This window comes from Paracraurococcus ruber (genome assembly GCF_004353985.1).
GTDB lineage: Bacteria > Pseudomonadota > Alphaproteobacteria > Acetobacterales > Acetobacteraceae > Paracraurococcus > Paracraurococcus ruber.
Genome location: NZ_SMOA01000075.1, coordinates 1 through 25,436, shown reverse-complemented (window position 1 = coordinate 25,436; position 25,436 = coordinate 1). Strand labels below are relative to the sequence as shown.

The window sequence follows — 25,436 nt, the reverse complement described above, 5'->3', positions numbered from 1 at the left end:
GGTCGCCGCCCGGCTCGGCCCCGCCGGCCTGGCGATCGAGGAAGACCCGGCCCTGCCGCCCGGCGACGCGGCGGCAACCTGGCGCGGCGGCGGCGCCGCGCTGTCCCTCGCGGCGCGGCGGGACGCCATCGCCGCGCTGCTGCACGCCTTCGACCTGCAGGAGACCTGACGCATGGCAGACGATCCCTTCGAGGCCCTGGCGGCGACCGACGCGGCCGCGGTGCGCGGCGCCGGCCCGGCGGCGCGCGACCTGGAGGCGGTCTACGACATCCCCGTGCAGGTCAGCGCCGTGCTCGGCCGCGCCACCATGCAGGTGTCGCAGCTGCTCAAGCTCGGCCGCGGCGCGGTGGTGGAGCTGGACCGCAAGCTGGGCGAGGCGGTGGACATCTACGTCAACAACCGCCTCGTCGCCCGCGGCGAGGTGGTGATGGTGGACGACAACCGGCTGGGCGTGACGATGACCGAGATCGTCAAGTCCGACCGGTCGGGCTGAGCAGGCCGCGGCGGGAGACGGCATCATGACGCGGCTGCTGATCATCGGCGCGCTGGAGGCGGAGCTGGGCCAGGCCGCCCGCATCGCCGCGGCGCGCGGCGCCCGCGTCGCCGCCGCGGAAGGCCCGGCGGCGGCGCTCGCCCGGCTGCGCAGCGACGGCGCCGACCTGGTGCTCTGCGACCTGGCGCATGACATCGCCTGGCTAATCGAGCGCCTGACGGAGGAGCGGATCGCCTGCCCGGTGATCGCCTGCGGCCGCAATGCCGATGCCGCCGCCGCGGTGCGCGCCATCCAGGCCGGGGCGCGGGAATTCCTGCCGCTGCCGCCGGATGCCGAACTCATCGCCGCCATGCTGCAGGCGGTGGCCGGGGAGCCGGACGGGCCGGTGCACCGCGACCCCGCCATGGCGGCGCTGCTGGCCCGTGCCGAGGCGCTGGCGCGGGCCGAGGCCAGCGTGCTGGTGACCGGGGAGAGCGGGACGGGCAAGGAGGTGCTGGCACGCTTCATCCATGCGCATAGCCGGCGCGGCCGCGGCCCCTTCGTCGCGCTGAACTGCGCCGCCCTGCCGGAATCGCTGCTGGAGAGCGAGCTGTTCGGCCATGAGAAGGGCGCCTTCAGCGGCGCCGTCGCGTCGCGCAAGGGCAAGTTCGAGCAGGCGGATGGCGGCACGCTGCTGCTGGACGAGATCGGCGAGATGGATGCGCGGCTGCAGGCCAAGCTGCTGCGCGTCATCCAGGAGAGGGAGGTGGACCGGCTGGGCGGCACCGCGCCGGTCAAGGTCGATGTCCGGCTGCTGGCGGCGACCAACCGCGACCTGGGCGCCGAGGTGCGCGCCGGCCGGTTCCGCGAGGACCTGTACTACCGGCTGAACGTCGTCTCGGTGCATATCCCGCCGCTGCGCGACCGGCCGGGCGACATCCCGGCCCTGGCGGCGCATTTCGCCCGCCGCTTCGCCGAGGCGAACGGGCTGCCATCGCGGCCGCTCTCCCCGGCGGCCGAGCAGGCGCTGCTGGCGCATCCCTGGCCGGGCAATGTCCGGGAACTGGAGAACACCCTGCACCGCGCGGTGCTGCTGGCCGACGGCGCGGTGATCGGCCCGGCGGCGATCGAGCTGACGCCGTTGCCGCCCGCCCGACCGGCGGGCGGCGACGCCGCCGCCGGCGCCACCCCCACCGCCACGCCAACGTCTGCCGCCGCCGCCGCAGCCGCGGCGGCGGGCGGCGTCGCCGGCCTGGTCGGGAGGCGGATGGAGGAGGTGGAGCGCGACCTGATCCTCGAGACGCTCACCCATTGCCTCGGCAACCGCACCCGCGCGGCGGAGATCCTCGGCATCTCCATCCGCACGCTGCGCAACAAGCTGCACGAGTACCGGGCGCAGGGCGCGCCGGTGCCGGTGGCGCCGGGGACGGGCCTGCTGCCCGGCCTGCCGGGCGACCGGCCGGCCGGCGCCTTCGCCTGGCCGCCGGCGGCGGGGTCCCGCTGATGCCGACCGCCGAAGCCCCGGGCGCGGGGCGCTAGCGCATGGACGGGTTGGCGCTGCCGGGCTGGCTGCGGGGCGTGCGCATGGGCGGCGACGTCGCCCTCGCGCTCGGCGTCACGCTGCTGCTGGCGGTGCTGGTGGTGCCGCTGCCGACCCTGCTGCTGGATGCCGGGCTTGCCATCTCCATCACCCTGTCGGTGCTGGTGCTGATGGTGGCGCTGTTCCTCAAGCGGCCGCTCGACTTCACCGCCTTCCCGCAGCTGCTGCTGCTGACCACGCTGCTGCGCCTGGCGCTGAACGTCGCCACCACCCGCACCATCCTGACGCATGGGCATGAGGGGCCGCAATCCGCCGGCCATGTCGTCGCCGCCTTCGGCGGCTTCCTGATGGGCGGCGACGTCATCGTCGGGCTGATCGTCTTCGCCATCCTGCTGGTGGTGAATTTCATGGTCGTCACCAAGGGCTCCGGCCGCATCGCCGAGGTGGCGGCGCGGTTCAGCCTGGACGCCATGCCCGGCAAGCAGATGGCGATCGACGCCGACCTCTCCTCCGGCCTCATCGACGAGAAGGAGGCGCGCCGCCGCCGCCGCGAGCTGGAGGAGGAGAGCGCCTTCCACGGCGCCATGGACGGCGCCGCGAAATTCGTCCGCGGCGATGCCATCGCCGGGCTGATCATCACCGCCATCAACCTGCTCGGCGGCCTGGCGATCGGCGTGCTGCGGCACGGTCTGGCGGTGGGGGAGGCGGCGACCACCTTCGCCACCCTGACGGTGGGCGACGGGCTGGTCAGCCAGATCCCGGCCCTGCTCGTCTCGGTCGCCGCCGGCATCGTCGTCACCAAGGGCGCCGGCGACGAGCGTTCGGACCAGGTGCTGGCGCGGCAGCTGGGCCAGGGCTGGAAGCCGATGGCGCTGGCCGGCGGCGCCGCCGTCGTCATGGGCCTGCTGCCGGGCATGCCGCTGCTGCCCTTCCTGGCGCTGGCGGGCGCCGCCGGTGCGCTCGCCTGGACCCGGCGGGAGGCGGAGCGGAAGGCCGCCCTGGCGCCGGAGGACGCGCCGGAGGCCGAGGCGGCGGAGCCGCCGGTGGCGGAGGCGCTGAAGCTCGACCTGCTGCGGCTCGAACTCGGCTACGGGCTGCTCTCGCTGGCCGCCGGCGACGCGCCGCGGCTGACCGAGCAGATCCGCGCGCTGCGGCGGACCATGGCGCAGGAGATGGGCTTCGTGCTGCCGAGCGTGCGGATCCAGGACAACCTGGAGCTGCCGCCCGACACCTATGTGCTGCGGGTGAAGGAGATCGAGGCGGCGCGCGGCCAGCTCCGCCCGCCGCTGCACCTGGCGATCGACCCCTCGGGCGGCGTGCCGGACATGGCCGGGGAACGGACGACGGAGCCGACCTTCGGCCTCCCCGCCCTCTGGATCGAGGAGGCGCTGCGCGACGAGGCACTGGCGCGCGGCTGCACCGTGGTGGACTGCGCCGGCGTGCTGGCGACCCACCTGACCGAGACGGTGCGCGACCACATGCCCGAGCTGCTGTCCTTCGCCGAGACGCAGAAGTTGCTCGACGAGCTGCCGGCCGAGCACAAGAAGCTGGTGCAGGACGTCATCCCCAGCCAGGTCAGCACCGGCGGGCTGCAGCGCGTGCTGCAGGCGCTGCTGGCGGAGCGCGTCTCCATCCGCGACCTGCCGACCATCCTCGAAGGCGTGCAGGAAGCGGTGGCGGGCGGCCAGCGCGGCGTCGCCGGCATCCTCGCGGTGGTGCGCACGCGGCTCGCCCGGCAGCTTTCGGAAGCGGCGCGCGGCCCGGGCGGCTACGTCCCGCTCATCGCCCTCTCGCCCGACTGGGAGCTGGCCTTCGCCGAGAGCCTGGCCGGCCCGCCGGAGGACCGCCAGCTCGCCATGGCGCCGACCCGGCTGCAGGAGTTCATGCAGCGCCTGCGCGATGCCTTCGACGCCGCCGCCTCGGCCGGGGAGGCGCCGGTGCTCGTCTGCTCCGGCGCCATCCGGGCGCATGTGCGGGCGATCGTGGAGCGCTTCCGCCCCTCGACCATGGTGCTGAGCCAGACCGAGATCCATCCGCGCGCCCGCATCCGCACCGTCGGCAGCATCTGACCGATGCGGCTCCGGCTGTTCCAGGCAGGGCGGATGGCGGAGGCGATGGCCCTGGTGCGCGCCGAGCTGGGCGAGGAGGCGGTGATCCTCGGCAGCCGCCCGGTGCCGGGCGGGGTGGAGGTGACGGCCGCCCGCGCCGGCCCGCCGGACCCGGACCCGTCCGACGAGGCCGAGCCCTGGATCATCCCGCCCGACCCGCCGGCGGCGCTGGCCGGCCCGCTGGCGCGGCACAACCTGCCCGCCGGGCTCGCCGCGCGGCTGACCGGCGCCTCGCTGGAGGATGCGCTGGGGGCGGCGCTGGAATTCGCCGCGCTGCCCGATGCCGCGGCGCGGCCGCTGCTGCTGGCCGGGCCGCCGGGCGCCGGCAAGACGCTGACCATCGCCAAGCTGGCGGCGCGGGCGGTGATCGCCGGGACGACGCCGCTGGTGGTCACCACCGACGGCACCCGGGCCGGCGCCACCGAGCAGATGGCCGCCTTCACCCGGGTGCTGGGCCTCGCGCTTGCCGTCGCGCCGCAGCCGCCGGCGCTGCTGAAGGCGGTGGCGCGGCGGCAGCCGGGCCAGGCGGTGCTGATCGACACCGCCGGCTGCAACCCCTTCGATGCGCGGCAGGCCGAGGCGCTGCGCCGCCTGGCCGAGGCGGCGCGGGCGGAGATGGTGGTGGTGCTGCCGGCCGGCCTGGACCCGGCGGAGGCCGCCGACCTGGCCGAGGCCTTCGCCGTCATCGGCGCCCGCCACCTGCTGCCGACGCGGCTGGACCTGGCGCGGCGGCTGGGCGGGGTGCTGGCCGGCGCCGCCGCCGGCCTGGCGCTGACCGAGGCGGGGATCGGGCCGGACCCGGCCGGCGACCTGGTGCCGCTCGGCCCGGCCTGGCTGGCGGCACGGCTGGCGGAGGCCGCGGCATGACCGGGGGAGGGGCAGGGGAGTGACGCGCGCGGGGCAGGCATCCGCCGGGCGGGTGATCGCCATCGCCTCCGGCAAGGGGGGCGTGGGCAAGACGGTGCTGGCCATCGGCCTGGCGCAGGCGCTGGCGCAGGACGGGCGGCGCGTGCTGCTGGTGGATGCCGATCTCGGCCTGGCGAATGTCGACGTGCAGCTCGGGCTCGATCCGAAGCAGGATCTCTCCGCCGTGCTGGCCGGGCGGCTGAGCGCGGCGCAGGCCGCCACGCCGCACCCGGCCGGCTTCGCCATCCTGCCCGGCCGCAGCGGGTCCGGCGCCCTGGCCGGGCTGGATGCGGCGGCGGTCGGCCGGCTGGAAGCGGCGCTGCGCGCCGCCACGGCGGACTACGACGCGGTGCTGCTCGACCTCGGCGCCGGGCTGGACCAGGCGGTGCGGCGGCTGGCGGCGCTGGCCGACCTGCTGCTGGTCGTGGCGACGGAGGAGCCGACCAGCCTGACCGATGCCTATGCCGTGCTGAAGCTGCACCGCAGGGACCGGCCGGGCGCCGAGGCGCGGGTGGTGGTCAACCAGGCCACCGACCGGGCGGGCGGGGAGCGGACCTGGCAGGCGCTGGACCAGGCCTGCAGCCGCTTCCTCGGCGCCGGCGTGCCGCTGGCCGGCATCATCCGCCGCGACCCCAAGGTCGCCGACGCGATCCGCCGCCAGGCCCCGCTGCTGACCCGCCATCCCGGCGCCCCGGCGGCGGTGGACATCGCCGTCCTGGCGAGGGGGCTTGCGCCGTGAACACACCTCCGCGTTCTTCGCAACCGCAGCAGGAATCGCCGTTCCAGGGCGGCACCGGCTGGCGCTATGTTTCACGGGATTGCTGGCGCGGATCCCGCCGGGCCGCGACCACCCCGTTTCCCGGCCCGCCGCGCGGTGCCGTGCTGGAGTGCCCGATGCCGATCCGCCGCCTGTTCCTGGCCGCCACGCTGCTCGCGGCCCCGCTCGCCGCCGGCGCCCAACCGGTGGAGGGGCTCTATCTCGGCGCCGGCGCCGGCATCGGCTTCACGCCGGACCTGAACGACAGCGGCGTGCGGCTGCGGACCAACGATGTGGGCGCGGCGGCGGTGCTCTCCCTCGGCTGGGGCTTCGGCAATGGCTGGCGCGCCGAGGTGGAGGGCAATTACCGCAGCGACGGGGTCGACCGGCTGTCCCTGAACGGCCGGACGGTGGGCGGCAGCGGGTATCTCGACCGCTACGGCGTCATGGCCAACCTGCTGTTCGACTTCGACCTCAGCAGCTTCGGCCTCGCCCCTTCCATCTACCAGCCCTATCTCGGCATCGGCGGCGGCTATGTCTGGAACGAGATCCGGCGGTCGCGCTTCTCGGTCGGCGGCAGCGGCTACCGGATCGAGGACACCGACCCGCAATTCGCCTACCAGGCCATCCTGGGCGGCGCCTTCGGCCTGGGCGGGGCGGTGCCCGGCCTGTCGCTGACCGCCGAGTACCGCTTCCTCGGCACGCTCGACCCCAAGATCGCCATCGGCCGCACCAGCGGCCCGGCGCAGGCCGGCGTGCCCGGCAGCTTCGAGCCGGGGAACACCAACCACGCCCTGCTGCTGGGCCTGCGCTACGCCTTCAACCCGCCGCAGGCGCCCGCCGCGGCGGAGGCGGCGCCGGCCGCCGCGGCCCCGGCGCCGGCCCGCACCTTCCTGGTGTTCTTCGACTGGGACCGCGCCGACCTGACGGAGCGGGCGCGGCAGATCATCGCCGATGCCGCCGCCGCATCCCGCCGCACGGCGACCACGCGGATCGACGTGGCCGGCCATGCCGACCGGTCCGGCACGCCGCAATACAACCAGCGCCTGTCGCAGCGCCGGGCCGAGGCGGTCTCGACCGAACTGGTCCGCCAGGGCGTGGCGCGGGAGGAGATCACGGTCACCGCCTTCGGCGAGAGCAAGCCGCTGGTGCCGACCGCCGACGGGGTGCGAGAGCCGCAGAACCGCCGGGTGGAGATCGTGCTGCGCTGAGCGGCGCGGCCGCGGCATCGCGGCCGGCGACCCAGGGGCGACATAAGGGGCGACCCAGGGCAGGCTGTCGCGGCTCCGGCCCGCCCTGCCCACGCTCGCGGCCGGCCGGGGCGGGCCGTCACGCCGCTTCCCTCGCCCGCCACGCCAGGAACCGGCGCGCCAGCCGCCCGTCGATGCAGGCCAGCCCGATCCCGACAAGGGCCATGCCCATGACGTGCCGGGGCAGCAGGATCTCCCCGAGGACGAGCGCGCCGAGCAGGATGGCGCTGACCGGGATGAGGAAGGTGACGAGCAGCAGGTTCGTCGCCCCCGCCGCCGCGAGGATGGCGAAATAAAGCCAGTAGGCGACGGCGGTCGAGAGCAGGCCGAGGCCGAGGACGGCGAGCCAGGTCGCGCCGGACGGCATCGCCAGCGCCGAGGGCTGCTCGATGAGAAGCACCGCCGGGAGCAGCATGAGGGTGGAGGCCGAGATCTGGCCCGCCGCCGTCGCCATCGGGGCCACGCCCATCCGCCGGAACCGCCGCCCGTAGATGCCGGCGAAGGCGTAGACGCAGGCGGCCGCTAGGCAGGCAAGCTGCGCGAGCCCATCCTTGCCGAGGCCGCCGAGCGCGGCGGGGCCCAGCATGCCGACCGCGCCCGCGAAGCCGACCGCGACGCCCGCCGCCTTCGCTGCGGTCAGCCTTTCGTCCCGGGTGAGGAGATGCGCGACGAGCACCGTGAACAACGGGGTCGTGGCATTGAGGATGGACGCGAGGCCGCTGGCGATGTGGTGCTGGCCCCAGACGATCAGGGAGAAGGGGATGACGTTGTTCAGCAACCCCATCCCGAGGAAAGCGGCCCAGGCCCGGCGATCGGTCGGCATGGCGATCCGCAGCAGGCGCAGCGCCAGCAGCAGCGCCGTTGCCGCGACCGCCACGCGCAGCCAGACCAGGGTCAGCGGCGGAAGCTCGCGCACCGCGACGCCGTTGAAGAAGAACGACCCGCCCCAGAGGATGGCGAGAGCGAGCAGCATCGCCCATTCCCGCCTGCCCATGCCCGGCGGCGTCGCCCCGCGCCGTCCTGCCATCCGCCGCATCTCCCCGATGAGGGAGGGACCCTGGCGCGGCCGCGGGCGCGCCGCACTCCGGTCCTTGCTCTTGCGTGCGCGGGAGCGGCCGCGGCCGCATGGGAGCCCCGCCAGGGCGTTGGAGCGCGTATCCGCTTCCCGGGGCCGCCCGTGGCGGTCCGTTGCCTCAGGCCCGCAGCAGCCGCCCCGCCACCGCGTCCAGCTTCGCCAGCAGCGCCGGGTCCCGCTTCTCCGGCGCGGTGATGATGGCGTGGTCCAGCGCCCGGTCGCAGCCCGCCGGGCACAGGCCGCGCGGCGCGCCCAGCGCCGGCACCACCGATTTCACCAGGGCCTTGGCCTTGTCGGCATTGCCGAACAGCACCTTCACCACCTGGTCCACCGTGACGTGGTCATGGTCCGGGTGCCAGCAGTCGAAGTCGGTGACCATGGCGACGGTCGCGTAGCAAAGCTCCGCCTCCCGCGCCAGTTTCGCTTCCGGCATGTTGGTCATGCCGATGACGCTGCAGCCCCATTGCCGGTACAGCTCGCTCTCGGCCTTCGTCGAGAATTGCGGGCCTTCCATGACCAGGTAGGTGCCGCCGCGCGTCACCGGCAGGACGAGGCCGCGGGCCGCGCCCTCCAGAGCATCGCCGATGCGCGGGCAGACGGGATGCGCGACCGAGACATGCGCGACGCAGCCGGTGCCGAAGAAGCTCTTCACCCGCGCGAAGCTGCGGTCGATGAACTGGTCGACGATGACGAAATGGCCGGGCGGCAGGTCCTCCCGCAGCGACCCCACCGCCGAGAGCGAGATGACGTCGGTGCAGCCGGCCCGCTTCAGCGCGTCGATATTGGCGCGGTAGTTGAGGTCGGAAGGCGGGGTCGGATGGCCGCGGCCATGCCGCGGCAGGAAGCGGACCGGCACGCCGGCCAGGCGGCCGAACAGGATCTCGTCCGAGGGATCGCCCCAGGGCGTGGCGACCCGGCGCCATTCCCGGTCTTCCAGCCCCTCGATGTCATAGAGGCCGGAACCGCCGATCAGGCCGATGACGGGGGTGACGGTCTCGGGCATGGCATGGCCTCCGGCACGGCTGCGCGGGCGCCCGGGGGCGCGTTGCGGGACAGGGCCCGTTCGGGCGCGCGTCCCGCCCCGGGACGCGCGGCGCGGGCCGGCGGCGCTTTACACCGCGGCGCGGCCGGCGGCTATGGATGGCGCCGAGGCCCATGCGCTGCCATGCTTCCCGCCGCCGCGCAGCCTGCGGGACCGAGTCGGAGGAGTGACGCCATGACCCGCATCCTTGGCCTCGCGGCGCTGGCGGCCCTGGTCGTGGCCGCCGCCTGCGAACGGCCGCCGACGCCGGTCGTGGACCGGTCGATCGAGCGCGGCACGGCCTTGCCGCCCCCGGGCCTGACGCAGACCGGCCGGCGGTAGAACGGCGCGCGGCAGCGCGGAGCGCCCCGGCCTGATCCGGTGGCGCGCGGGCAGGCGCGGGATCGCCAGGGCGCCGGGATGCCGCGGGGACCCTTGCCGGGGCCGGCCGGACGCAGCGCCGGGCGGCATCGGCAGCGCGGGGGTCCGCCACGGCGCGAACGCCGCGCGGCGCGGCCCTGGCGGTTCTCCGCGGCCCGGGGCGTGCCGGTAAATGAACCCTGCAGGGCGCCATCGGCCCCGCCGGCAGGACGGCCACCCGACTGCCCAACGGCCGGCCGCGGCCCGGCCGGGCAAACCCCGGTGGCCGGCGTCAGGCCGCGGCGCGCGGCCCCTCGGCGGTGTGCTGCTGCTCGAGGCCCAGGGGGGCGAAGGCCAGGTCCAGCGCCGCCTCATTCGCCGGTTCGGCCAGGAAGAGCAGCACCGTCCCCGCCTCCGCCTCGCGGCCCGCGCGGGCGCGGATGGGGGGGGCGCCGGGGAACTCGACGCCGACCTCCCGCCCGGTCGGCAGGTCCAGCCGGCGGTCGAGCAGGATGCCGCTGCGGGACAGGTTGACGCTGGTCGCGACCAGCCGCGTCCCGTCCCAGTTGATGCCCACCGGGACGCGGCAGTCATGGCGCTTGAAGGCGCGGCGTTCGCCGGCCTTCTCGAAGCGGCGGAGGAAGGCCTGCACCTCATCGTGCAGGCTGCCGGCGCGGTGGCGCACCCCGTCGGCGGCGGTCAGCAGCGTGGCGGAGGCGTCGCTGCCGGCTTCCGCCGCCTGGGTCAGGCCGTCCATCCGCCCAGCCACCGCCTCCGTCCGGCCGGCCACGTCGTGCAGCCCGGCGGCGATCCGCCCCACCGCCTCGCGCTGCCCGGCCACGCTGGTGGCGATCGCCTCGGCGGCGCCGCGCACCGCATCCACCGCCGTGGCGATCCGGCCGATCGACCCCGCCGCCGCTTCGGTCGAGCGGCGCACCGCCTCGATCCGGCTGCCCACCTCCTCGGTCGCCCGCGCGGTCTGCGCCGCCAGCGCCTTCACCTCCCCGGCCACCACGGCGAAGCCCTTGCCGGCCTCGCCGGCCCTGGCGGCTTCGATCGTGGCGTTCAGGGCCAGCAGGTTCGTCTGCGCCGCGATGGCGCGGATGGTGCCGACCACCCCGCCGATCTCCGCCGCCGCGCCGGCGAGGCCGGCCATCAGCCGGTCACTGTCGCGCGCCTCGGTCACCGCCGCCGCCACCTGGGCGGTCGCCGCCGACAATTCCTGCGTCACCGCGGCGGTGCCGTCGACCAGCGCGTCGGTGGTGCCCAGCAGCGTGCCGAGCGCCTGGGTGCTGGCCTCGCTGACGCCGCGCGCCGTGCCGGCGTCCTGGCGCGTCGCCTCCGCCAGCGCGGCCATGCCACGGGCATTCTCCCCCATCGAGGCCGCGGCCTCGGACAGGTCGCGCAGCACGCCGGCGATGACGGCGGAGAATTCGGCGGTATAGCGCTCGGTCGCCGCCTGTTCCTGGGCATGCCGGGCGCGGTCCCGGGCCGCCGCCTGTTCCAGCGCCCGCGCCTGTTGCAGCCTCTCCCGCAGCCGGTCGAGCGCATGGGCGATCCGCGCCACTTCGGCCGGCGGCCGGCGCAGGATGATCGGGGCGTCGAGCCTCCCCTCCGCCACCGCCTCGATCCCCTCGGCCAGCCGCGCCGCCGGGGCGGAGACGCGGGTGCGGACGAACCAGAGCAGGGCGATGCCGGCGCCGAGGCCGAGCAACGCCGCCATGCCGGTCGCCAGCATCAGCATCAGCCGTTGCCAGCCGCTGTCCTGCCAATAGGCGAGGTTCGCCACGGTGGCGTCCTGCGACAGGGTGGCGGCGAGGTCGAGCACCCGGCTGCTCTCGGCGAAGAAGGCGTCGAAATCGACGGGATAGGGCCGGCCCTCGGCGCTGGCGGCCAGGATCCGGTCCCGCAGCGCGGCATAGGGACCGAGATAGGCGGTGCGCAGCGCCGGGATCGCGGCGCGGAAGCGCGGGCCGAGCGCCTGGTTGTCGAGCAGGGCGGCGAGGGCGGCGAGCCGTTGCCCGACCATCGCGTGGAAGGCCTGCATGCGGTCCCGCGTCGCGGCCGGGATCGGCTGGCCGAGCGCGACGGCGACCGCCAGCAGGGTGCGGTCGCGGCCGCCATATTCCCGCACCGCCCAGGCCAGGTGCTGCACCTGTTCGGTCACCGAGATGGCGACGGGGATCGCGTCGCTGCCGGGGCGAAGCGTCGCCCGCCGCGGCTCCAGCGCCGAGATCAGGTCCGGCACCTCCTCCGCCCAGCGGGCGACGAAGCCCGCATCGCGGCCGGCCCGCGGCCGGGCGAGATCGGCATCGGCGGTGCGGCGCAGCGCGTCCAGCCGGCCGAGCGCGGCGCGGATGTCGCGCGCCAGCGCGTCCGCCGCCGGGCCGCCGAGCCGGTCCAGCCCGGCCAGGGTGGCGCCCAGGCGCTGGCCCGCCGCGTCCCGCTGCCGGTCGATCATGGCGCGGAAACTGGGCGCGACCGGATCGGGCAGTTGCAGCGTGACCTGCACCACCGACCGTTCCAGCGACAGGTCCACGAGGCCCTGGCCGAACTGCGCGATGGCGGCCGTGGTGTCCCGCTGCCGCACCGCATCCGCCCAGGCCTGCAGCTTGCCCGCCAGCAGCGTGCCCGAAAGGCCGAAGGTGAGCGCGACCAGCAGGGCGGAGAGCAGGATGGCGACGCCGCCGATGGACAGGCGGGAACGGTCAGGGGGCGGCTGCGGCATGGGCGGAGGACGTCCGGCGTGGGTCCACCCGGGATAGCAGCCGATCGTGAAGCCGATGTAACCGCCCGACATGCGAAAGGCCGCCCCCCTTCAGGGGCGGCCTTCGCAGGTCCGGGGCCGGGAAGCTGGCGGCGGGGGGGCGCCGGGGGTGAACCCGCCGCCGTCCCGCCGCCGGGCGGTCAGTGCACGTCCGCCCAGATCTTCCGCTTCACCGCATAGGCCAGGCCGCCGAGGACGGTGAAGAAGATCACCATCTTCACGCCCAGCGCCTTCCGCTGCTCCAGCTCGGGCTCCGCCGCCCAGGCGAGGAAGGTGGCGACATCCGTCACCATCTGGTCGACCGTGGCCTTGGTGCCGTCGGCGTATTCGACCTGCCCTTCGCTGGACAGCGGGGCGGCCATGGCAATCTGGTGGCCGGCGAAGTACTTGTTGTAGTTCATGCCGGGCATCAGGGTCATGCCGGCCGGCGGGTCCTCATAGCCCATCAGCAGCGCATGGATGTAGTCCGCGCCGCCTTCCCGCGCCTTGACGATCACCGACAGGTCCGGCGGCAGGGCGCCGTTGTTCGCCGCCCGCGCCGCCTTCTCATTGGCGAAGGGGCTGCGGAACCGGTCGGAGGGGCGCGCCGGCCGCTCGAACATCTGGCCTTCGTCGTTCGGGCCGTCCTGCACCTGGTAGCTGGCGGCGATCGCCCGCACCTCGGCATCGGACAGGCCCAGGTCCCGCAGGTTGCGGTAGGATAGCAGCCGCATCGAATGGCAGTTCGAGCAGACTTCCTTGTAGACCTGGAAGCCGCGCTGGGCCGAGGCGCGGTCGAAATGCCCGAAGATCCCCTCGAAGGAGAAGCGGGTGTCGGGCAGGTGGATCGCCTCGCCCGCCGCCCTGGCGTCGGGGGCGGCCAAGCCGGCGCCGGCCAGCAGGCCGGCGGCGACCGCGACCGCCTTCAGGATACGCAGCGCAGGCATCATGCCTTCTCCATCGGCTTGGCCATGGCGCCCGCGGGAAGCGGCCCGCCGCCGCGCAAGACCGGCTTGGCGATGCTTTCGGGCAGCGGCAGCGGCCGTTCCAGCCGGCCGAGCAGCGGCAGGATCACCAGGAAGTAAAGGAAGTAGTAGGCCGTCGCCACCCGGCTGACGGTGACATAGGGCTCCTCCGCCGGCTTGCCGCCGCAGTAGAGCAGCACGAAGAAGGCGACCAGCCAGGTGAAGAGGAAGGGCCGGGCCAGCGGCCGGAACCGCATGGACCGCACCGGGCTGGTGTCCAGCCAGGGCAGGACGAACAGGATGGCGATGGAGGCGAACATCAGCACCACGCCGCCCAGCTTGTCCGGCACCGCGCGCAGGATCGCGTAGAAGGGCAGGAAGTACCATTCCGGCACGATGTGCGGCGGCGTCACCAGCGGGTTCGCCGGGATGTAGTTGTCCGGGTGCCCCAGCATGTTGGGGAAGAAGAACACCAGGATGGCGAAGAAGGCGAAGTAGGCGACCAGCCCGACGCTGTCCTTCGCGGTGTAGTAGGGGTGGAAGGGCAGCGTGTCCTGCGGGCCCTTGGGGTCGATGCCCAGCGGGTTGTTGGACCCGGTGATGTGCAGCGCGGCGACGTGCAGGAACACCACGCCGAAGATCACGAAGGGCAGCAGGTAGTGCAGGCTGAAGAAGCGGTTCAGCGTCGGGTTGTCGACCGAGAAGCCGCCCCACAGCCAGACCACGATGTCGGGGCCGATCAGCGGCAGGGCGCTGAACAGGTTGGTGATGACGGTGGCGCCCCAGAAGGACATCTGACCCCAGGGCAGCACGTAGCCCATGAAGGCGGTGGCCATCATCAGCAGGAAGATGACGACGCCCAGCATCCACAGCAGCTCGCGCGGCGCCTTGTACGACCCGTAGTAGAGCCCGCGCCAGATGTGGATGTAGACGACGATGAAGAACATGCTGGCGCCGTTGGCGTGCACGTAGCGCAGCAGCCAGCCGTAGTTCACGTCGCGCATGATGCGTTCCACGCTGTCGAAGGCGTAGTTCACATGCGCGGTGTAGTGCATCGACAGGAAGATGCCGGTCGCGATCATGATCAACAGGTTGACCATGGCGAGGGCGCCGAAGTTCCAGAAGTAGTTGAAGTTCCGGGGCGTCGGAAACGTCCCGTACTCCTTCTGCATCATGGTGACGACGGGCAGGCGCGCGTCGATCCACCGCAGTACGGGGTTCTGGACCTCGCTCTTGTGCAGTCCGCTGGCCATCGCTTGCTCCTCAGCCGACCCGGATCTGAGTGTCGGAGGTGAAGGTGTAGTCGGGCACCGCAAGGTTGGCCGGCGCCGGCCCTTTGCGGATGCGCCCGGAGGTGTCGTAGTGGCTGCCGTGGCAGGGGCAGAACCAGCCGCCGTAGTCGCCGCGCGGATCGGTCGGCTTCTGGCCCAGCGGGACGCAGCCGAGATGCGTGCAGACGCCGACGAGGACGAGCCAGTTGTCCTTCTTCACCCGGGCCTGGTCGGCCTGCGGGTCCTTCAGCTCGGACATCGGCGCCTGCCGCGCCGCCTGGATTTCCTGCGCGGTGCGGTTGCGCACGAAGACCGGCTTGCCGCGCCACATCACCGTCACGGCCGAGCCGGTGGCGATCGGCTTCAGGTCGATCTCGGTGCTGGCCAGCGCCAGCACGTCCCGCGCCGGGTTCATCGAGCTGATGAAGGGCCAGGCCAGCGCGCCCACCCCGACCGCGGCGAAGGACGCCGTCACCAGGTTCAGGAAGTCACGCCGGGTCTCGCCGTCCTGCGGCGCTGCCTGCGCCATACTATCGGCCATGCCTCATCGTCCTTGATCGCGGCCACGTCCGCGTCCTGGCCGGACGGGCGGGGGCCGAATGCGACTGGCGGCGGTGGGTTCCCGCTGCCCGGGCGTGACCGGGCCTGCGCTACCCTCACGCGCCGCGCCCCCTATAAAGGCACGTTCCGCAAGGTGGCAATCCGCCGGGCGTGGAATAGAACCCGTGCGGAGCAGGAGGATCTTCGTGAGCGACGCCGCATCCCTGGCCCAGTCCACCGCCCCGTCCACCGACCAGTCCCCGGTCCCGCCGGCCGGACCCTCTCCGGCCGACCATCCCTTCGCGCCCCGCGCCCGTGCCTGGTTCGAAACCCTGCGCGACGAGATCTGCGCCGCCTTCGAGGCGATCGAGGATGCGCTGGACGGCGGGCCGCAGGCCGGCCTGCCGCCCGGCCGCTTCCAGCGCACCACCTGGCAGCGGCCGGAGGGCGGCGGCGGCACCATGGCGATCCTGCGCGGCCGGGTCTTCGAGAAGGTCGGCGTCAACGTCTCCACCGTGCATGGCGAATTCTCCCCCGAATTCCGCCGGCAGATCCCGGGGGCGGAGGCCGATCCGCGGTTCTTCGCCACCGGCATCTCCCTGGTGGCGCATCTGCACAGCCCGCGCGTGCCGGCGGCACATTTCAACACGCGGTTCCTGGTGACCGCGAAGCCCTGGTTCGGCGGCGGCGGCGACATCACCCCCATGGCGCTGGACGCCCCGGAGTCGATCGCCGACGCGGCCCGCTTCCATGCCGCCTTCCAGGCGGCCTGCGACAGACACGATGTCGGGTACTATCCAAAGTTTAAGAAATGGTGCGACGAGTACTTCTTCCTGCCGCACCGGGGGGAGACGCGGGGCCTGGGCGGCATCTTCTTCGACTGGCTGGGCGACCGCACCCCGGGCCATGGGATCGTGGCGGATTTCGCCTTCGTCCAGGACGTCGGCCGCGCCTTCCGGGATGCCTATCCCGCCATCATCCGCGACCGGATGCACGAGCCCTGGACGGCGGCCGAGCGCGAGCACCAGCTGGTCCGCCGCGGCCGCTATGCCGAGTTCAACCTGCTGCACGACCGCGGCACGCTCTTCGGCCTCAAGACCGGCGGCAATGTCGAGGCGATCCTGATGTCCCTGCCGCCGCCGATCTGGCCGTGACCGGGCGCCCCGGCGGGTGAGGCGGGGGATCTCCGCCCGCCGGCGGGACCGCAGGGCCGGCCAGGTCGTGTCCAGCGCCCCCTGCGCCACCGGCAGGATGCCGGCCTCCGCCAGCGCCTCCCGCCCCCGGTCGCGGACGAGGCGGGTGCGGATCGCGCCCGTCGTCTTCGGATGGGCCAACCGGAGGTTCCCGCCCGAGGCGGGATGGCGGGGCACCGCCCGGGCCGCGGCGGGCGCCCCCGCCCCGAGGCTGCCGAAGACGGCCGGGGTGAAGGGCGCCGGCCCCTCCGGCCCCGTGCCGGGAAGCGTCGCCGGGCCGGCGGCGCAATCCGCCGGGCGGTCCGGCAGCAGCGCCGGCATCCTGTCCTTCCAGCGTGGCCTTTCCAGCAGCGCCCGCGCCTCCGCCAAGCCCGTCATCGTCCGGATGCGATCGGGGCCGAACGGCGATGGCCCTGCCATCCCTGGCGGGGCGCGCGCCGGGGCAGGCCGCGGCCGGGCGGTCCCGGCGGGCCGGCGCCGCGTTCCCGCCATGCCGCGATCTGCCCTAAGCTGCGCCGCGACGAGAGGGGAGACGCCAGGATGACCATGACCCGCGACCGCCGCGCCGCCGGGACCGCCGCGCCATGAAGGCCGTCTGGTACGACCGCAACGGCGACAGCAGCGTGCTGACCTATGGCGACCTGCCCACCCCCGCGCCCGGCCCGGGCGAGGTGCTGGTCCGCCTCGCCGCCTCGGGCGTGAACCCGTCCGACTGGAAGACGCGCCGCGGGTCCCGCCCCATGGCCTTTCCGCGCGTCATCCCGCACAGCGACGGCGCCGGCACCGTCGAGGCGGTGGGGGAGGGCGTGGACCGCGGCCGCATCGGCCAGCGCGTCTGGATCTGGAACGGCCAGTGGAAGCGCGCCTTCGGCACGGCGGCAGAGTGCATCGCCCTGCCCGCCGCGCAGGCGGTGCCGCTGCCCGACAACACGGCCTTCGAGGCCGGCGCCTGCCTCGGCATCCCGGCGCTGACGGCGCTGCACGGCGTGCTGACCGATGGCGGCGTGACGGGGCAGACGGTGCTGGTCACCGGCGGCGCCGGCTCGGTCGGGCACTATGCCATCCAGTTCGCCCGGCTGCTCGGCGCCGCGCGGGTGCTGGCGACCGTCAGCTCGGAGGAGAAGGCGGCGCATGCCATGGCCGCCGGCGCCGACGCCACGGTCAACTACCGGTCCGAGGATGTGGCCGCCCGCATCGCCGACCTGACCGGCGGGGCCGGCGTGCAGCGGGTGGTGGATGTCGATCTCTCCACCACCGCCGGGCTGCTGCCGGCGGTGCTGGCGCCGGGCGGGATCTGCGCCGCCTATGGCTCCAACGGCCCGGCGGCCACCATGCAATTCGGCCCGGCGATCATGAAGGGCATCGCGGTGCGCTGGTTCATCGTCTACGAGCTGAGCGCGGCGCAGCGCGCGGTGGCGGTGGACACGCTGCAGGCCTGGCTGCGCGCCGGCCTGGTGACCCATGCCGTCGCCGCCCGGGTGCCGCTGGCGGATTGCGCCGCGGCGCATGACGCGGTGGAGGGCGGCCGCTTCATCGGCAACCTGGTGCTGGACTGCTGAGGCGCCGCCGCCACCCTGGCGTCCCGCACCCTGGCGCCGCCCCTCCGTCCGTGCCAGACCGCCCGGGCAGAGAGGGAGGATGCCGATGGCCGCGCTGAAACACGACACGCTGGCGGAAGGAAGCGGCGCGACCGCCACCGCCGGCCAGATGGTGACGGTGCACTACACCGGCTGGCTGCACGACGCCGCCGCGCCGGAGACCAAGGGGCGGAAATTCGACAGTTCCCGCGACCGCGGCCAGCCCTTCCAGTTCGAGCTGGGCGCCGGCGAGGTGATCGGCGGCTGGGACCAGGGCGTCGCCGGCATGAAGATCGGCGAGCAGCGCCGCCTGACCATTCCGCCGGAGCTCGGCTATGGCGCCCGCGGCGCCGGCGGCGTCATCCCGCCGAATGCGACGCTGGTCTTCGACGTGGAGCTGCTCGGCCTCGACTGACCCCGGGCCAGCGGCCGGGGGAAGGGCGTCCGGCCCTTCCCCGCGCGGGCCGGCACGGGCCGGGATCGCCGCCGCGGCCAGTCCCCCGCTGGCGTTTGCGTGATTCAACCGAAACGAAAATCACGAAGGCGTTTCACAGCCTGCGGTTTATGGTGGGCAATATTCGTTTTCCTTAGGGATTAGGGGCCAGCCTCGGCCTCGACCGGGCGAGGGGGTGGCCGGCGCGCCGCGCCGCATGCCTTGAAAGCCGAGGACCATGGATTCCACCAAGCAGATCTGGTTTGGCACCCGAGCCGTGAAGTTCGTCGATGGCGGCAGCACCGGCTCGCAGCTCGAAACCATCGACGATGCCAGCGGCTTCGCCACCCGCACCCTGTCGAACGGGACCTTCGATTTCACCGGATCCGAATGGAGGCAGCTGCTCGCCTTCACCGGCACCGCGGCAGCCCAAAGCGCGCTCGGCATCAATCTCGCCGACGGCGTGAATGCGCCGGCCGCCGGCAAGGTGAACGACGCCAGCAGCGACCTGCGGGTCGGCATGGGCGTCGTCGCGCACAACCTGGCCGACATCACCGGCGGCGGCCGTGTCGCCGACATCAGCATGCTGTCCGCCAGCAATGATCCGGTGGCCATCACCGGCCATGGCAAGGCGAACTCGGCCGTGCTGGCGGATGCCTTCACCGAAGGCGCGCCGAGCCAGCCGGGCAACTACGTCACCTTCTCGGACGAGCTGGGCTTCGGCTTCGTCAACGGCACGGGCAGCGAGGCGGTGCGCACCGCCACCCGGCTGAACGACGGCGACAGCGTCACCTTCGCCCTCAAGGGCGGGCAGGAGCTGACCTTCGCCAGCTTCACCGCGCGCGTGCTCAACCCCGCCGCGACGACGACCATCGTGCTCGACAGCGATGGCCGCACCATCCGCGACACCAATGGCGGGCTGCAGGGCGGCTTCGAGCATGACGGCTCGGCCGGGGAGCTGCGGCTGGACAACATCGCCGACGGCACCAGGGTGGAGATCGACTTCCTGGCCCGCAGCATCACCTACGGCGGAACGACCCTGACCGGCACGCAGTCGCAGGGCTTCTTCGACGCCGCCTTCAAGACGCTGACGACGCTGACCCTCGGCTCGCAGGTCGGCAACCAGAATGGCTGGTCGGCGGACGACCTGGTGCTGACGGCCGCGGCGGCGCCGGCCCGGGGCAGCCCCGCCATCCTCACCTTCGACGACATCGACCTCGGCGGCCAGCCGGAGACGCCGCTCGGCGTCAACTATGGCGGCTTCACCTGGCTGCAGGCCGGCATCGTGGATGCGGACGACTATCCGCAGCTCGGCTACCGCGCCAGCTCCGCCAGCCAGCTCGCCTTCGTCGGCGAGAAGAACGGCCAGCAGATCCCCGGCTATGCCGGTGAGCCGAATTCGCCGCTGGTGATCACCCGGGCGGAGGATTTCGACGCCTTTGGCGCCCAGTTCTCCTCGGCCTTCGGAACGCAGGTGGTGACCGCCCGCGCCTATGACGACGGCATCCTGGTCGGCACGGCGAGCTTCACGGTCGCGGCCGGCAGCACGACCAGCGTGCAGTTCGCCGACCCGGCGGGCCGCTTCGCCAGCATCGACAAGCTGGTGCTGGATGCCCCCGGCTATTTCGGCTTCGACGACTTCGTCTACGCCGTCATCGCCTGAGGGCGTCGGGCGCCGGCAGGGCGCGCAGGCGGGGATCGGCCGACAGCTCGATGAGGTCGATCTCCTCCTCCACCAGGTGGAAGGCGTCGTCGCCGATCGTGCCCTCCCGCCGCAGCGCCGCCAGGCGCTGCCGCTGTGCCTGGACCGCCCGGCGCTGCAGCGCCGCCAGCGCCTCGGCCGTGCCCGCGGCCGGGGCGAGGCGGGCGGCGTATTCGCCGCGCAGCAGCGCCGCTTCCGGCCCCGGCAGCCCCGCCAGCGCGGCGGCGGCGGCCCGGGCCGTCGCCGTCCGGGCCAGCGCCGCTTCCTGCGCCACCGCGCCGTCATCCGGCATGCCCAGCCGGTCCAGCAGCCAGCGCAGGGTCAGCCCCTGCGCCACCAGCGTCACCAGGGTGACGGCGAAGGCGGTCAGCAGGATCAGGTCGCGATGCGGGAACGCCTCGGGCAGGGCCAGGGCCGCCGCCAGGGTGACGATGCCGCGCATGCCGCACCAGGAGATCACCAGGCCGCCCTGCCAGGTCGGCGCCTGCATCGGCCGGCGGGTGCGGATGCCGAAGCGGGCATTCTTCGCCCGCACCACCGTGTTGTACCCCATCACCCAGAAGACCCGCACCAGGATGACGGTGGCGCAGGCCGCCGCGGCGAACAGCACGTCCCGCCAGGTGCCGCCGTCCAGCCGCGTCAGGATGCCGCGCAGCTGCAGGCCGATGAGGATGAAGGCCAGCACGTTCAGCACGAAGACCGCCACCTCCCACACGGCGTAGGAGGCGATGCGCAGCCGCGCGCCGCTGCGCAGCGGCGCCTCCCGCGCGATGGTGACGGCATAGGCGACCATGCAGATGATGGCGGAGACGCCGAGGCGTTCCGCCAGCATCCACACGGCGAAGGTGCCGAGGAATTGCACCAGGATGGAGACCGCCGCGTCCTCCCGGTCGAGGCACAGGCGGACATAGAGCTTCGCCAGCGCCACCCCCAGCACCGCCCCGCCGCCGCAGGTGAGCAGGAGCACCGGCAGCACCGACCAGCCGTCGAAGGCGCCGGTCACCGCCGCGCCGACCGCCACGCGGTAGATCAGCAGCGCGGTCGCGTCGTTCAGCAGGCTCTCGCCTTCCAGGATCACCAGCACCCGGTGCGGCGGGCGCAGCTGCCGCAGCACCGCGGCGGCGGCCGAGGCATCCGGCGGCGCGACGATGGCGCCGAGCGCGATGGCCGCCGCCCAGGGGATCCCCGGCTCGACCAGCCGCGCCACCCAGGCGACCGCGACGGTGGTGCAGAGCACGCAGACGACGACGAGGCCAATCACCGGCAGCCAGTTGTCGCGCAGGTCGCGCGGCGAGGCATCGTAGGCCGCGTCCAGCAGGGTCGGCGCGACGAAGAGGGCGAGCGCCAGCTCCGGGTCCAGCGCCACCTCCGGCAGGCCGGGCACGACGGCGCCGAGGGTGCCGGCCAGCGCCAGCAAGGCGGGGTAGGGCGCCCGCAGCCGCCGCGCCCAGACCGCCAGCAGCGCGCCGGCCAGCAGCAGCCCGATGGTGAGCTCGAAGACCAGCATGCGGCGGCTCCTGACGGCGAGCGCGGTGGGTGGTAGGCAGGGGGCAACGAACCATGGGGGGACCCCGGCCATGTTGCACCGCCGTGCGCTGCTTGCCTCGCCTTTCCTCGCCGCGCTGCCGCTCGCGGCGCGCGGCCAGGCCGCCTGGCCCGACCGGCCGGTGCGCGTGCTGGTCGGCTTCCCGCCGGGCGGATCGCTCGACGTGATGACGCGCCTGGCCTGCGAGCAGATGACGCAGCGCCTCGGCCAGCCCTTCGTGGTGGAGACGCGCACGGGGGCGTCGGGCAACATCGCGGTGGAGGCGATCGCACGCGCCGCGCCGGACGGCACCACGATCGGCACGGTCAGCATGCACAACCTGCTGATCAACCCGCTGCTGTTCCGGCGCCTGCCCTACGACCCGGACCGCGACCTGGCCTGGATCAGCGCCATGTGGGACCTGCCCAATGTCGCGGTGGTGCCGGCGCAATACGTCCCGGCGCGCAGCATCGCGGAGTTCACCGCCTGGGCGAAGGCGCGGCCGAACGGCGTCAGCTACGGCTCCTCCGGCGTCGGGACCACCATCCACCTCTCCGGCGCCTACCTGGCGAACCGCGGCGGGTTCGAGGCGCAGCATGTCTCCTTCCGTGGCGGCGCGCAGACCATCACCGCCATGCTGTCGGGCGACATCCACTATGCCGTGGACAACCTGGCGAGCTATGTCGGCGTGATCGCCGAGGGCCGCATGCGGGCGCTGGCCGTCACCCTGCCGGAACGCTGGCCCGCCCTGCCGGACGTGCCGACCATGGCCGAGGCGGGGCTGCCGAATTTCGAGGTCTCGCCCTGGCATCTCTGGGCGGCGCCGCGCGGCACGCCGCAGGCCATCATCGACCGCCTGTCGGCCGAGGTGCGCGCCGCCTTCGCCGACCCCGCCCTGCAGCAGCGCGCCATCGGCATGGGCGCGCGGCTCACCGGCTCGACCCCCGCGGCGCTGGCGGCGCGGCTGGCGAAGGAGAAGCCGGTCTGGGCCGAGATGGTGCGCATCAGCGGCGCCCAGCCGGAATAGTCACGCCGGCTTGCAGCCGGCGCGCCCTGGACCGGCCGCGCCGCGCATGCCACCTGCCCGGCCGGAACCGGACCCGGGACGATGCCATGCGGAAACACGCCCTGCCGGTGCTGCTGGCGCTGATGGCCTGCGACGAGACGCCGAAGCAGGCCGTCCCCGGTGCGCCGCCGCCTGCCTTCGCCGCGGCGCGGCGCGCCGCCGAGGACGCGGTGCGCGCGCGCCTCCGCATCACCGGCGACATGCAACTGCGCGCGGTGCAGGCCTGGCGGCAGGCGCTGCCGGACAGCGTCGCGGTCTGCGGCCAGGTGAACCCCACCGGCGGGGCGACCGATCCCTTCGTGCCCTGGGTGGCGGTGGTGGCGCTGAAGGAGGGCCAGGCGCAGCGCACCGACCTCGTCCTCGGCGCGTCCAACGCGGAGGCGACGCGCGTCTTCATCGAGATGCTGGACCGCTGCTTCGAGGGCGGCGGCCCCGCCACCGCCCGGCCGCAGGCGCCGCGCAGCCTGCCGCCCCTGCCGCTGGAAGCGGCGCTGCCCCGCCCCGGCCTGCCGGCCCCCGCCCAACCTGCCGGCATCCCGGCGGCGCCCGCCGCCCCGGCGGCGGCGACTACCCCGGCCAACCCCGGCCGCAGCGTGACCACCACCGCCGCACACCCGGTGAACATCCGCGCGACGCCGGGCGGCGGCGGCGCGGTGGTGCGGGTGGTCCCGCGCGCCGCCACCCTGCGCGTCTTCAGCGAGGCGCCGGGCGGCTGGCTCGAGGTGGGCGAGGACCAGCCCTTCGGCTGGGTCCATGCCTCGGTGCTGGACCGGTAGCGGGCGCCGGCGGGCCGTCGCGCCCGGCGGGCGTCGCCGCCGATCCGCCATCACCGGCATGGTCCCGGCCGCCACGCCGCGGCCTGTTCCCCAGGGAACCGCCATCGCCCGCCGCTTGCGCTGAGATGCGCCCTGTCGAGACCCAGCCGCCCCGGCCAGCCGCGGCCAGGCAGGGTCCAGCCAGGAGCACAGGGACATGGCATCCGCCCCGAAGACCCGCCGCGATCGCCTCCGCAACCTCCTGGCGGCGTCGGCCCTGGGCCTGCTCGCCACCGTCAGCCTCGCCGCCTGCGGCCAGGTCGTGGAGACCGCGAATCTCGGGCGCTGCACGGCCCTGCCGAACAGCGGCGGCTCGCTCTGCGAGGAGATCGGCGGCGAGTATGTCTTCGTCGACTCGCTGACGCGGTCGATGCGGCGCGTCACGGCCGGCCAGGCCCGGTTCATCGGGCAGGCCGACCTGCTGCTCGCCTCCGCGCCAGCGGCGAAGCCGGCGGGCGGCCAGGGCGGCCCGCGGAACTGCCTGGCGAACCCCGGCATCGCTTGCTCCGGCGCCCTCAACAACCGGATCAGCGGCGGCCGCGCCGGCGGCACCACCGCCGTCTGCAGCGGCGGCCAGTGCCTGTCCATGTCGCGCTGATGCCGAGGGTCGGTCGGGCCGACCCTCGGCAATGGCCGCGATGCGCTCGGGCGGCGGGCGGCGCCGGTGGAGATGGGTTTGCGGCCCCGGCGCGCCACGACGCGGGCGCGCATGGACGTCGCGCGGCGATGCCGATGGCATTCCAGGGCGTCGGACGCGCTCGTGCGCCTCGGCCCGCTGCGGGTCGCGCCATGCGGCCCCCGGGCCTGGCGCGGCAGGGCGCTACTGCAGGCTGCCCCAGCGTTCGGTCGCCGGCTCCGCCGCCGCCCAGCGCCAGCCCTGCTCGCCCTGGCAGAGGCTCGTCAGGAACCACTGCCGGGTCATGGCCGCGCCCTTGTCCGTGCCCTTGTCCGTGCCTTGGCCTTCCTCGACCGAGAAGGCGATCTCGCGGCAGCGGGCGAGCGGCGTGTCGATCTCCCGCAGCACCCGCACCTCGCCGCCCTTGTTGCCGATGGGCAGGCTGTGGCGGACCTGCCAGGGCCGGGCCTCGCCCGGCGGTGCGGCCGCCGCCGCCTCGGCCACCGCCTCCTGCTCCGTCCGTTGCCAGCGGCGGGAGACGCGGCGCAGGCCCCAATCCGCCGCCGCCCGGGCGCCGACGCCGATGGCGATGCCGAGCGCGGGATTGCCCGACCCGGCGGCGGCGGCCGTGCCGGTCGCGGCGCCGATCAAGTCGCTGGCCGAGTTGCAGCCGCCGAGCAGCGCGGCCGTCAGCGCCAGCGCCGCCAGCGGCCGGCGGGCGCCCGTGGCGGGCCGCGTCACTGCAGGCTGCCCCAGCGCTCGGTCGCCGGCTCGGCCGAGGCCCAGCGCCAGCGCTCCCCGTCGCGGCAGACCGCCGCCAGGTAGAAGCCGCGCCGCGGCGCCTCCGGCTTGCCCTCCTCCACCGAGAAGACGATCTCCTTGCAGTCCAGCGCGCCGGTGCTGATGACGCGGCTGACGGCGACCTGGCCATGCTCGTTCGGCTCGACCGGGAGGGTGTGTTTGGTCCGCCAGGCGGCGGTGCCGCCCACCGGCAGGGGGCCGGCCACGGCGGCGATGCGGTCCTGCGCCGCGCGGTGGGTGCGGCGCTGGGCATATTGCAGCCCGGCCCGGCCCAGCGCCTGCACGCCGAGGCCGATGCCGGTGGTCACGGCCGGGTTGGCGCCCACCCCATCCGCCAGGCTGGCGCCGCCGATGCCGGCGACGGTGGAGGTACCCTCGGTCAGCAGGGCCTGGCAGCCCGGCAGGAGGAGGAGGAACAGGGCCGCCGAGGCACGGCGCAGGCGGGAACACGGCATCGGGACGGCGAACGCCGGTCCGCCGCATCGGTTCTGGTGGCGCCCGGGCGACGGCGCGGGATCAGGCGCGCGGCGCCGTCCGGGACAGGTGGTCGTCGATGCGCCCGGCCACCGGCGGCGGCCCGGGCCGGCCGGGCCGCCGCCGGGCCGAGGGCCGGGAGGCGGCCGGGGGTGGATCGGTCCGGGCCAGGTGGGCATGGCGGCTATGGCGGCCCGCGGCCCCGGGCCGGGGCGGCACTTGC

Annotated in this window: 23 protein-coding genes; 14 read left to right on the top strand and 9 right to left on the bottom strand. The window is 74.5% G+C overall.

Going from position 1 to position 25,436, the window contains the following annotated elements; all coding sequences use genetic code 11:
* The first annotated feature begins 172 nt into the window (after nucleotides 1-172).
* From fliN to E2C05_RS15275, 6 genes are all read left to right on the top strand, one after another.
* Nucleotides 173-493 (top strand): flagellar motor switch protein FliN, encoded by a 321-nt coding sequence (gene fliN / locus E2C05_RS15300; RefSeq protein ID WP_240046749.1) that lies wholly within the window; start codon nucleotides 173-175, stop codon nucleotides 491-493.
* A gap of 25 nt (nucleotides 494-518) precedes the next feature.
* Entirely contained in the window at nucleotides 519-1,976 is a 1,458-nt protein-coding gene (locus E2C05_RS15295) for a sigma-54 interaction domain-containing protein (RefSeq protein WP_133220513.1), read from the top strand.
* Between the two features lie 38 nt (nucleotides 1,977-2,014).
* Entirely contained in the window at nucleotides 2,015-4,081 is a 2,067-nt protein-coding gene (gene flhA / locus E2C05_RS15290) for a flagellar biosynthesis protein FlhA (protein WP_133220512.1), read from the top strand.
* A gap of 3 nt (nucleotides 4,082-4,084) precedes the next feature.
* Complete coding sequence (locus tag E2C05_RS15285) at nucleotides 4,085-4,987, top strand: flagellar biosynthesis protein FlhF (RefSeq protein WP_133220511.1); 903 nt, start codon at nucleotides 4,085-4,087, stop codon at nucleotides 4,985-4,987.
* 19 nt (nucleotides 4,988-5,006) lie between these two features.
* Entirely contained in the window at nucleotides 5,007-5,765 is a 759-nt protein-coding gene (locus tag E2C05_RS15280) for a nucleotide-binding protein (protein WP_133220510.1), read from the top strand.
* A gap of 155 nt (nucleotides 5,766-5,920) precedes the next feature.
* On the top strand, nucleotides 5,921-6,994 hold the full coding sequence (locus E2C05_RS15275) for an OmpA family protein (protein ID WP_133220509.1): 1,074 nt from the start codon (nucleotides 5,921-5,923) through the stop codon (nucleotides 6,992-6,994).
* Between the two features lie 118 nt (nucleotides 6,995-7,112).
* Here E2C05_RS15275 and E2C05_RS15270 read toward each other — a convergent pair whose 3' ends face one another.
* Both E2C05_RS15270 and E2C05_RS15265 read right to left on the bottom strand, forming a co-directional pair.
* Nucleotides 7,113-8,060, bottom strand: a complete 948-nt coding sequence (locus E2C05_RS15270; protein ID WP_240046748.1) for a DMT family transporter — start codon at nucleotides 8,058-8,060, stop codon at nucleotides 7,113-7,115.
* A gap of 166 nt (nucleotides 8,061-8,226) precedes the next feature.
* Nucleotides 8,227-9,111, bottom strand: a complete 885-nt coding sequence (locus tag E2C05_RS15265; RefSeq protein ID WP_133220508.1) for an S-methyl-5'-thioadenosine phosphorylase — start codon at nucleotides 9,109-9,111, stop codon at nucleotides 8,227-8,229.
* 213 nt (nucleotides 9,112-9,324) lie between these two features.
* Here E2C05_RS15265 and E2C05_RS33030 point away from each other — a divergent pair, with 213 nt between their 5' ends.
* Nucleotides 9,325-9,471, top strand: a complete 147-nt coding sequence (locus E2C05_RS33030; RefSeq protein WP_158292142.1) for a hypothetical protein — start codon at nucleotides 9,325-9,327, stop codon at nucleotides 9,469-9,471.
* Between the two features lie 310 nt (nucleotides 9,472-9,781).
* Here the strand turns inward: E2C05_RS33030 and E2C05_RS15260 are convergent, their stop codons facing one another.
* The 4 genes from E2C05_RS15260 to petA form a co-directional block, all read right to left on the bottom strand.
* Nucleotides 9,782-12,217 carry a methyl-accepting chemotaxis protein gene (locus tag E2C05_RS15260; protein WP_158292141.1) on the bottom strand — a complete coding sequence of 812 codons (2,436 nt, stop codon included), beginning with the start codon at nucleotides 12,215-12,217 and terminating at the stop codon, nucleotides 9,782-9,784.
* A gap of 179 nt (nucleotides 12,218-12,396) precedes the next feature.
* Nucleotides 12,397-13,182 carry a cytochrome c1 gene (locus E2C05_RS15255; protein ID WP_456306500.1) on the bottom strand — a complete coding sequence of 262 codons (786 nt, stop codon included), beginning with the start codon at nucleotides 13,180-13,182 and terminating at the stop codon, nucleotides 12,397-12,399.
* Entirely contained in the window at nucleotides 13,182-14,453 is a 1,272-nt protein-coding gene (locus E2C05_RS15250; protein ID WP_133220505.1) for a cytochrome b, read from the bottom strand. The genes E2C05_RS15255 and E2C05_RS15250 overlap by 1 nt, the downstream gene beginning before the upstream one ends.
* Nucleotides 14,454-14,463: 10 nt before the next feature.
* The gene (gene petA, locus E2C05_RS15245) at nucleotides 14,464-15,012 is read right to left on the bottom strand and encodes a ubiquinol-cytochrome c reductase iron-sulfur subunit (RefSeq protein WP_133220504.1); all 549 of its coding nucleotides are present in this window, start codon (nucleotides 15,010-15,012) and stop codon (nucleotides 14,464-14,466) included.
* A 223-nt stretch (nucleotides 15,013-15,235) separates the two neighbouring features.
* Between petA and hemF the strand changes: the two genes are divergently transcribed.
* The 4 genes from hemF (at nucleotide 15,236) to E2C05_RS15225 (ending at nucleotide 19,877) form a co-directional block, all read left to right on the top strand.
* Complete coding sequence (hemF, locus tag E2C05_RS15240) at nucleotides 15,236-16,165, top strand: oxygen-dependent coproporphyrinogen oxidase (protein WP_274607279.1); 930 nt, start codon at nucleotides 15,236-15,238, stop codon at nucleotides 16,163-16,165.
* A 623-nt stretch (nucleotides 16,166-16,788) separates the two neighbouring features.
* Nucleotides 16,789-17,763 carry an NADPH:quinone reductase gene (locus tag E2C05_RS15235; RefSeq protein WP_133220502.1) on the top strand — a complete coding sequence of 325 codons (975 nt, stop codon included), beginning with the start codon at nucleotides 16,789-16,791 and terminating at the stop codon, nucleotides 17,761-17,763.
* A gap of 85 nt (nucleotides 17,764-17,848) precedes the next feature.
* Nucleotides 17,849-18,196, top strand: coding sequence for an FKBP-type peptidyl-prolyl cis-trans isomerase (locus E2C05_RS15230; protein WP_133220501.1), 348 nt, complete (start codon nucleotides 17,849-17,851; stop codon nucleotides 18,194-18,196).
* A 256-nt stretch (nucleotides 18,197-18,452) separates the two neighbouring features.
* Nucleotides 18,453-19,877, top strand: a complete 1,425-nt coding sequence (locus E2C05_RS15225) for a hypothetical protein (RefSeq protein WP_133220500.1) — start codon at nucleotides 18,453-18,455, stop codon at nucleotides 19,875-19,877.
* Here E2C05_RS15225 and E2C05_RS15220 read toward each other — a convergent pair.
* Complete coding sequence (locus E2C05_RS15220; RefSeq protein WP_133220499.1) at nucleotides 19,867-21,423, bottom strand: cation:proton antiporter; 1,557 nt, start codon at nucleotides 21,421-21,423, stop codon at nucleotides 19,867-19,869. The two genes, E2C05_RS15225 and E2C05_RS15220, sit on opposite strands and share 11 nt — an antisense overlap.
* A gap of 70 nt (nucleotides 21,424-21,493) precedes the next feature.
* Here E2C05_RS15220 and E2C05_RS15215 point away from each other — a divergent pair, with 70 nt between their 5' ends.
* From E2C05_RS15215 to E2C05_RS15205, 3 genes are all read left to right on the top strand, one after another.
* Nucleotides 21,494-22,468, top strand: coding sequence for a Bug family tripartite tricarboxylate transporter substrate binding protein (locus E2C05_RS15215; protein ID WP_133220498.1), 975 nt, complete (start codon nucleotides 21,494-21,496; stop codon nucleotides 22,466-22,468).
* Between the two features lie 86 nt (nucleotides 22,469-22,554).
* Complete coding sequence (locus E2C05_RS15210; RefSeq protein WP_133220497.1) at nucleotides 22,555-23,283, top strand: SH3 domain-containing protein; 729 nt, start codon at nucleotides 22,555-22,557, stop codon at nucleotides 23,281-23,283.
* A gap of 196 nt (nucleotides 23,284-23,479) precedes the next feature.
* Nucleotides 23,480-23,920, top strand: coding sequence for a hypothetical protein (locus E2C05_RS15205; RefSeq protein ID WP_133220496.1), 441 nt, complete (start codon nucleotides 23,480-23,482; stop codon nucleotides 23,918-23,920).
* A 222-nt stretch (nucleotides 23,921-24,142) separates the two neighbouring features.
* Here E2C05_RS15205 and E2C05_RS15200 read toward each other — a convergent pair whose 3' ends face one another.
* Together E2C05_RS15200 and E2C05_RS15195 are read right to left on the bottom strand one after the other, a co-directional pair.
* Entirely contained in the window at nucleotides 24,143-24,679 is a 537-nt protein-coding gene (locus tag E2C05_RS15200) for a hypothetical protein (RefSeq protein WP_133220495.1), read from the bottom strand.
* The gene (locus E2C05_RS15195; protein ID WP_133220494.1) at nucleotides 24,676-25,194 is read right to left on the bottom strand and encodes a hypothetical protein; all 519 of its coding nucleotides are present in this window, start codon (nucleotides 25,192-25,194) and stop codon (nucleotides 24,676-24,678) included. Before E2C05_RS15195 ends, E2C05_RS15200 begins: the two co-directional genes overlap by 4 nt.
* Nucleotides 25,195-25,436: the final 242 nt, after the last annotated feature.

What these genes read in the sequence shown, in the direction of transcription:
- E2C05_RS15270 (WP_240046748.1), bottom strand. Translation starts at nt 8,060, where the DNA reads ATGGCAGGACGGCGCGGGGCGACGCCGCCGGGCATGGGCAGGCGGGAA.
- flhA (WP_133220512.1), top strand. Translation starts at nt 2,015, where the DNA reads ATGGACGGGTTGGCGCTGCCGGGCTGGCTGCGGGGCGTGCGCATGGGC.
- E2C05_RS15285 (WP_133220511.1), top strand. Translation starts at nt 4,085, where the DNA reads ATGCGGCTCCGGCTGTTCCAGGCAGGGCGGATGGCGGAGGCGATGGCC.
- E2C05_RS15250 (WP_133220505.1), bottom strand. Translation starts at nt 14,453, where the DNA reads ATGGCCAGCGGACTGCACAAGAGCGAGGTCCAGAACCCCGTACTGCGG.
- E2C05_RS15195 (WP_133220494.1), bottom strand. Translation starts at nt 25,194, where the DNA reads ATGCCGTGTTCCCGCCTGCGCCGTGCCTCGGCGGCCCTGTTCCTCCTC.
- petA (WP_133220504.1), bottom strand. Translation starts at nt 15,012, where the DNA reads ATGGCCGATAGTATGGCGCAGGCAGCGCCGCAGGACGGCGAGACCCGG.
- E2C05_RS15265 (WP_133220508.1), bottom strand. Translation starts at nt 9,111, where the DNA reads ATGCCCGAGACCGTCACCCCCGTCATCGGCCTGATCGGCGGTTCCGGC.
- E2C05_RS15275 (WP_133220509.1), top strand. Translation starts at nt 5,921, where the DNA reads ATGCCGATCCGCCGCCTGTTCCTGGCCGCCACGCTGCTCGCGGCCCCG.
- fliN (WP_240046749.1), top strand. Translation starts at nt 173, where the DNA reads ATGGCAGACGATCCCTTCGAGGCCCTGGCGGCGACCGACGCGGCCGCG.
- E2C05_RS15230 (WP_133220501.1), top strand. Translation starts at nt 17,849, where the DNA reads ATGGCCGCGCTGAAACACGACACGCTGGCGGAAGGAAGCGGCGCGACC.
- E2C05_RS15260 (WP_158292141.1), bottom strand. Translation starts at nt 12,217, where the DNA reads ATGCCGCAGCCGCCCCCTGACCGTTCCCGCCTGTCCATCGGCGGCGTC.
- E2C05_RS15210 (WP_133220497.1), top strand. Translation starts at nt 22,555, where the DNA reads ATGCGGAAACACGCCCTGCCGGTGCTGCTGGCGCTGATGGCCTGCGAC.
- E2C05_RS15235 (WP_133220502.1), top strand. Translation starts at nt 16,789, where the DNA reads ATGAAGGCCGTCTGGTACGACCGCAACGGCGACAGCAGCGTGCTGACC.
- E2C05_RS15215 (WP_133220498.1), top strand. Translation starts at nt 21,494, where the DNA reads ATGTTGCACCGCCGTGCGCTGCTTGCCTCGCCTTTCCTCGCCGCGCTG.
- E2C05_RS15220 (WP_133220499.1), bottom strand. Translation starts at nt 21,423, where the DNA reads ATGCTGGTCTTCGAGCTCACCATCGGGCTGCTGCTGGCCGGCGCGCTG.
- E2C05_RS15205 (WP_133220496.1), top strand. Translation starts at nt 23,480, where the DNA reads ATGGCATCCGCCCCGAAGACCCGCCGCGATCGCCTCCGCAACCTCCTG.
- E2C05_RS15255 (WP_456306500.1), bottom strand. Translation starts at nt 13,182, where the DNA reads ATGCCTGCGCTGCGTATCCTGAAGGCGGTCGCGGTCGCCGCCGGCCTG.
- E2C05_RS15225 (WP_133220500.1), top strand. Translation starts at nt 18,453, where the DNA reads ATGGATTCCACCAAGCAGATCTGGTTTGGCACCCGAGCCGTGAAGTTC.
- E2C05_RS33030 (WP_158292142.1), top strand. Translation starts at nt 9,325, where the DNA reads ATGACCCGCATCCTTGGCCTCGCGGCGCTGGCGGCCCTGGTCGTGGCC.
- E2C05_RS15295 (WP_133220513.1), top strand. Translation starts at nt 519, where the DNA reads ATGACGCGGCTGCTGATCATCGGCGCGCTGGAGGCGGAGCTGGGCCAG.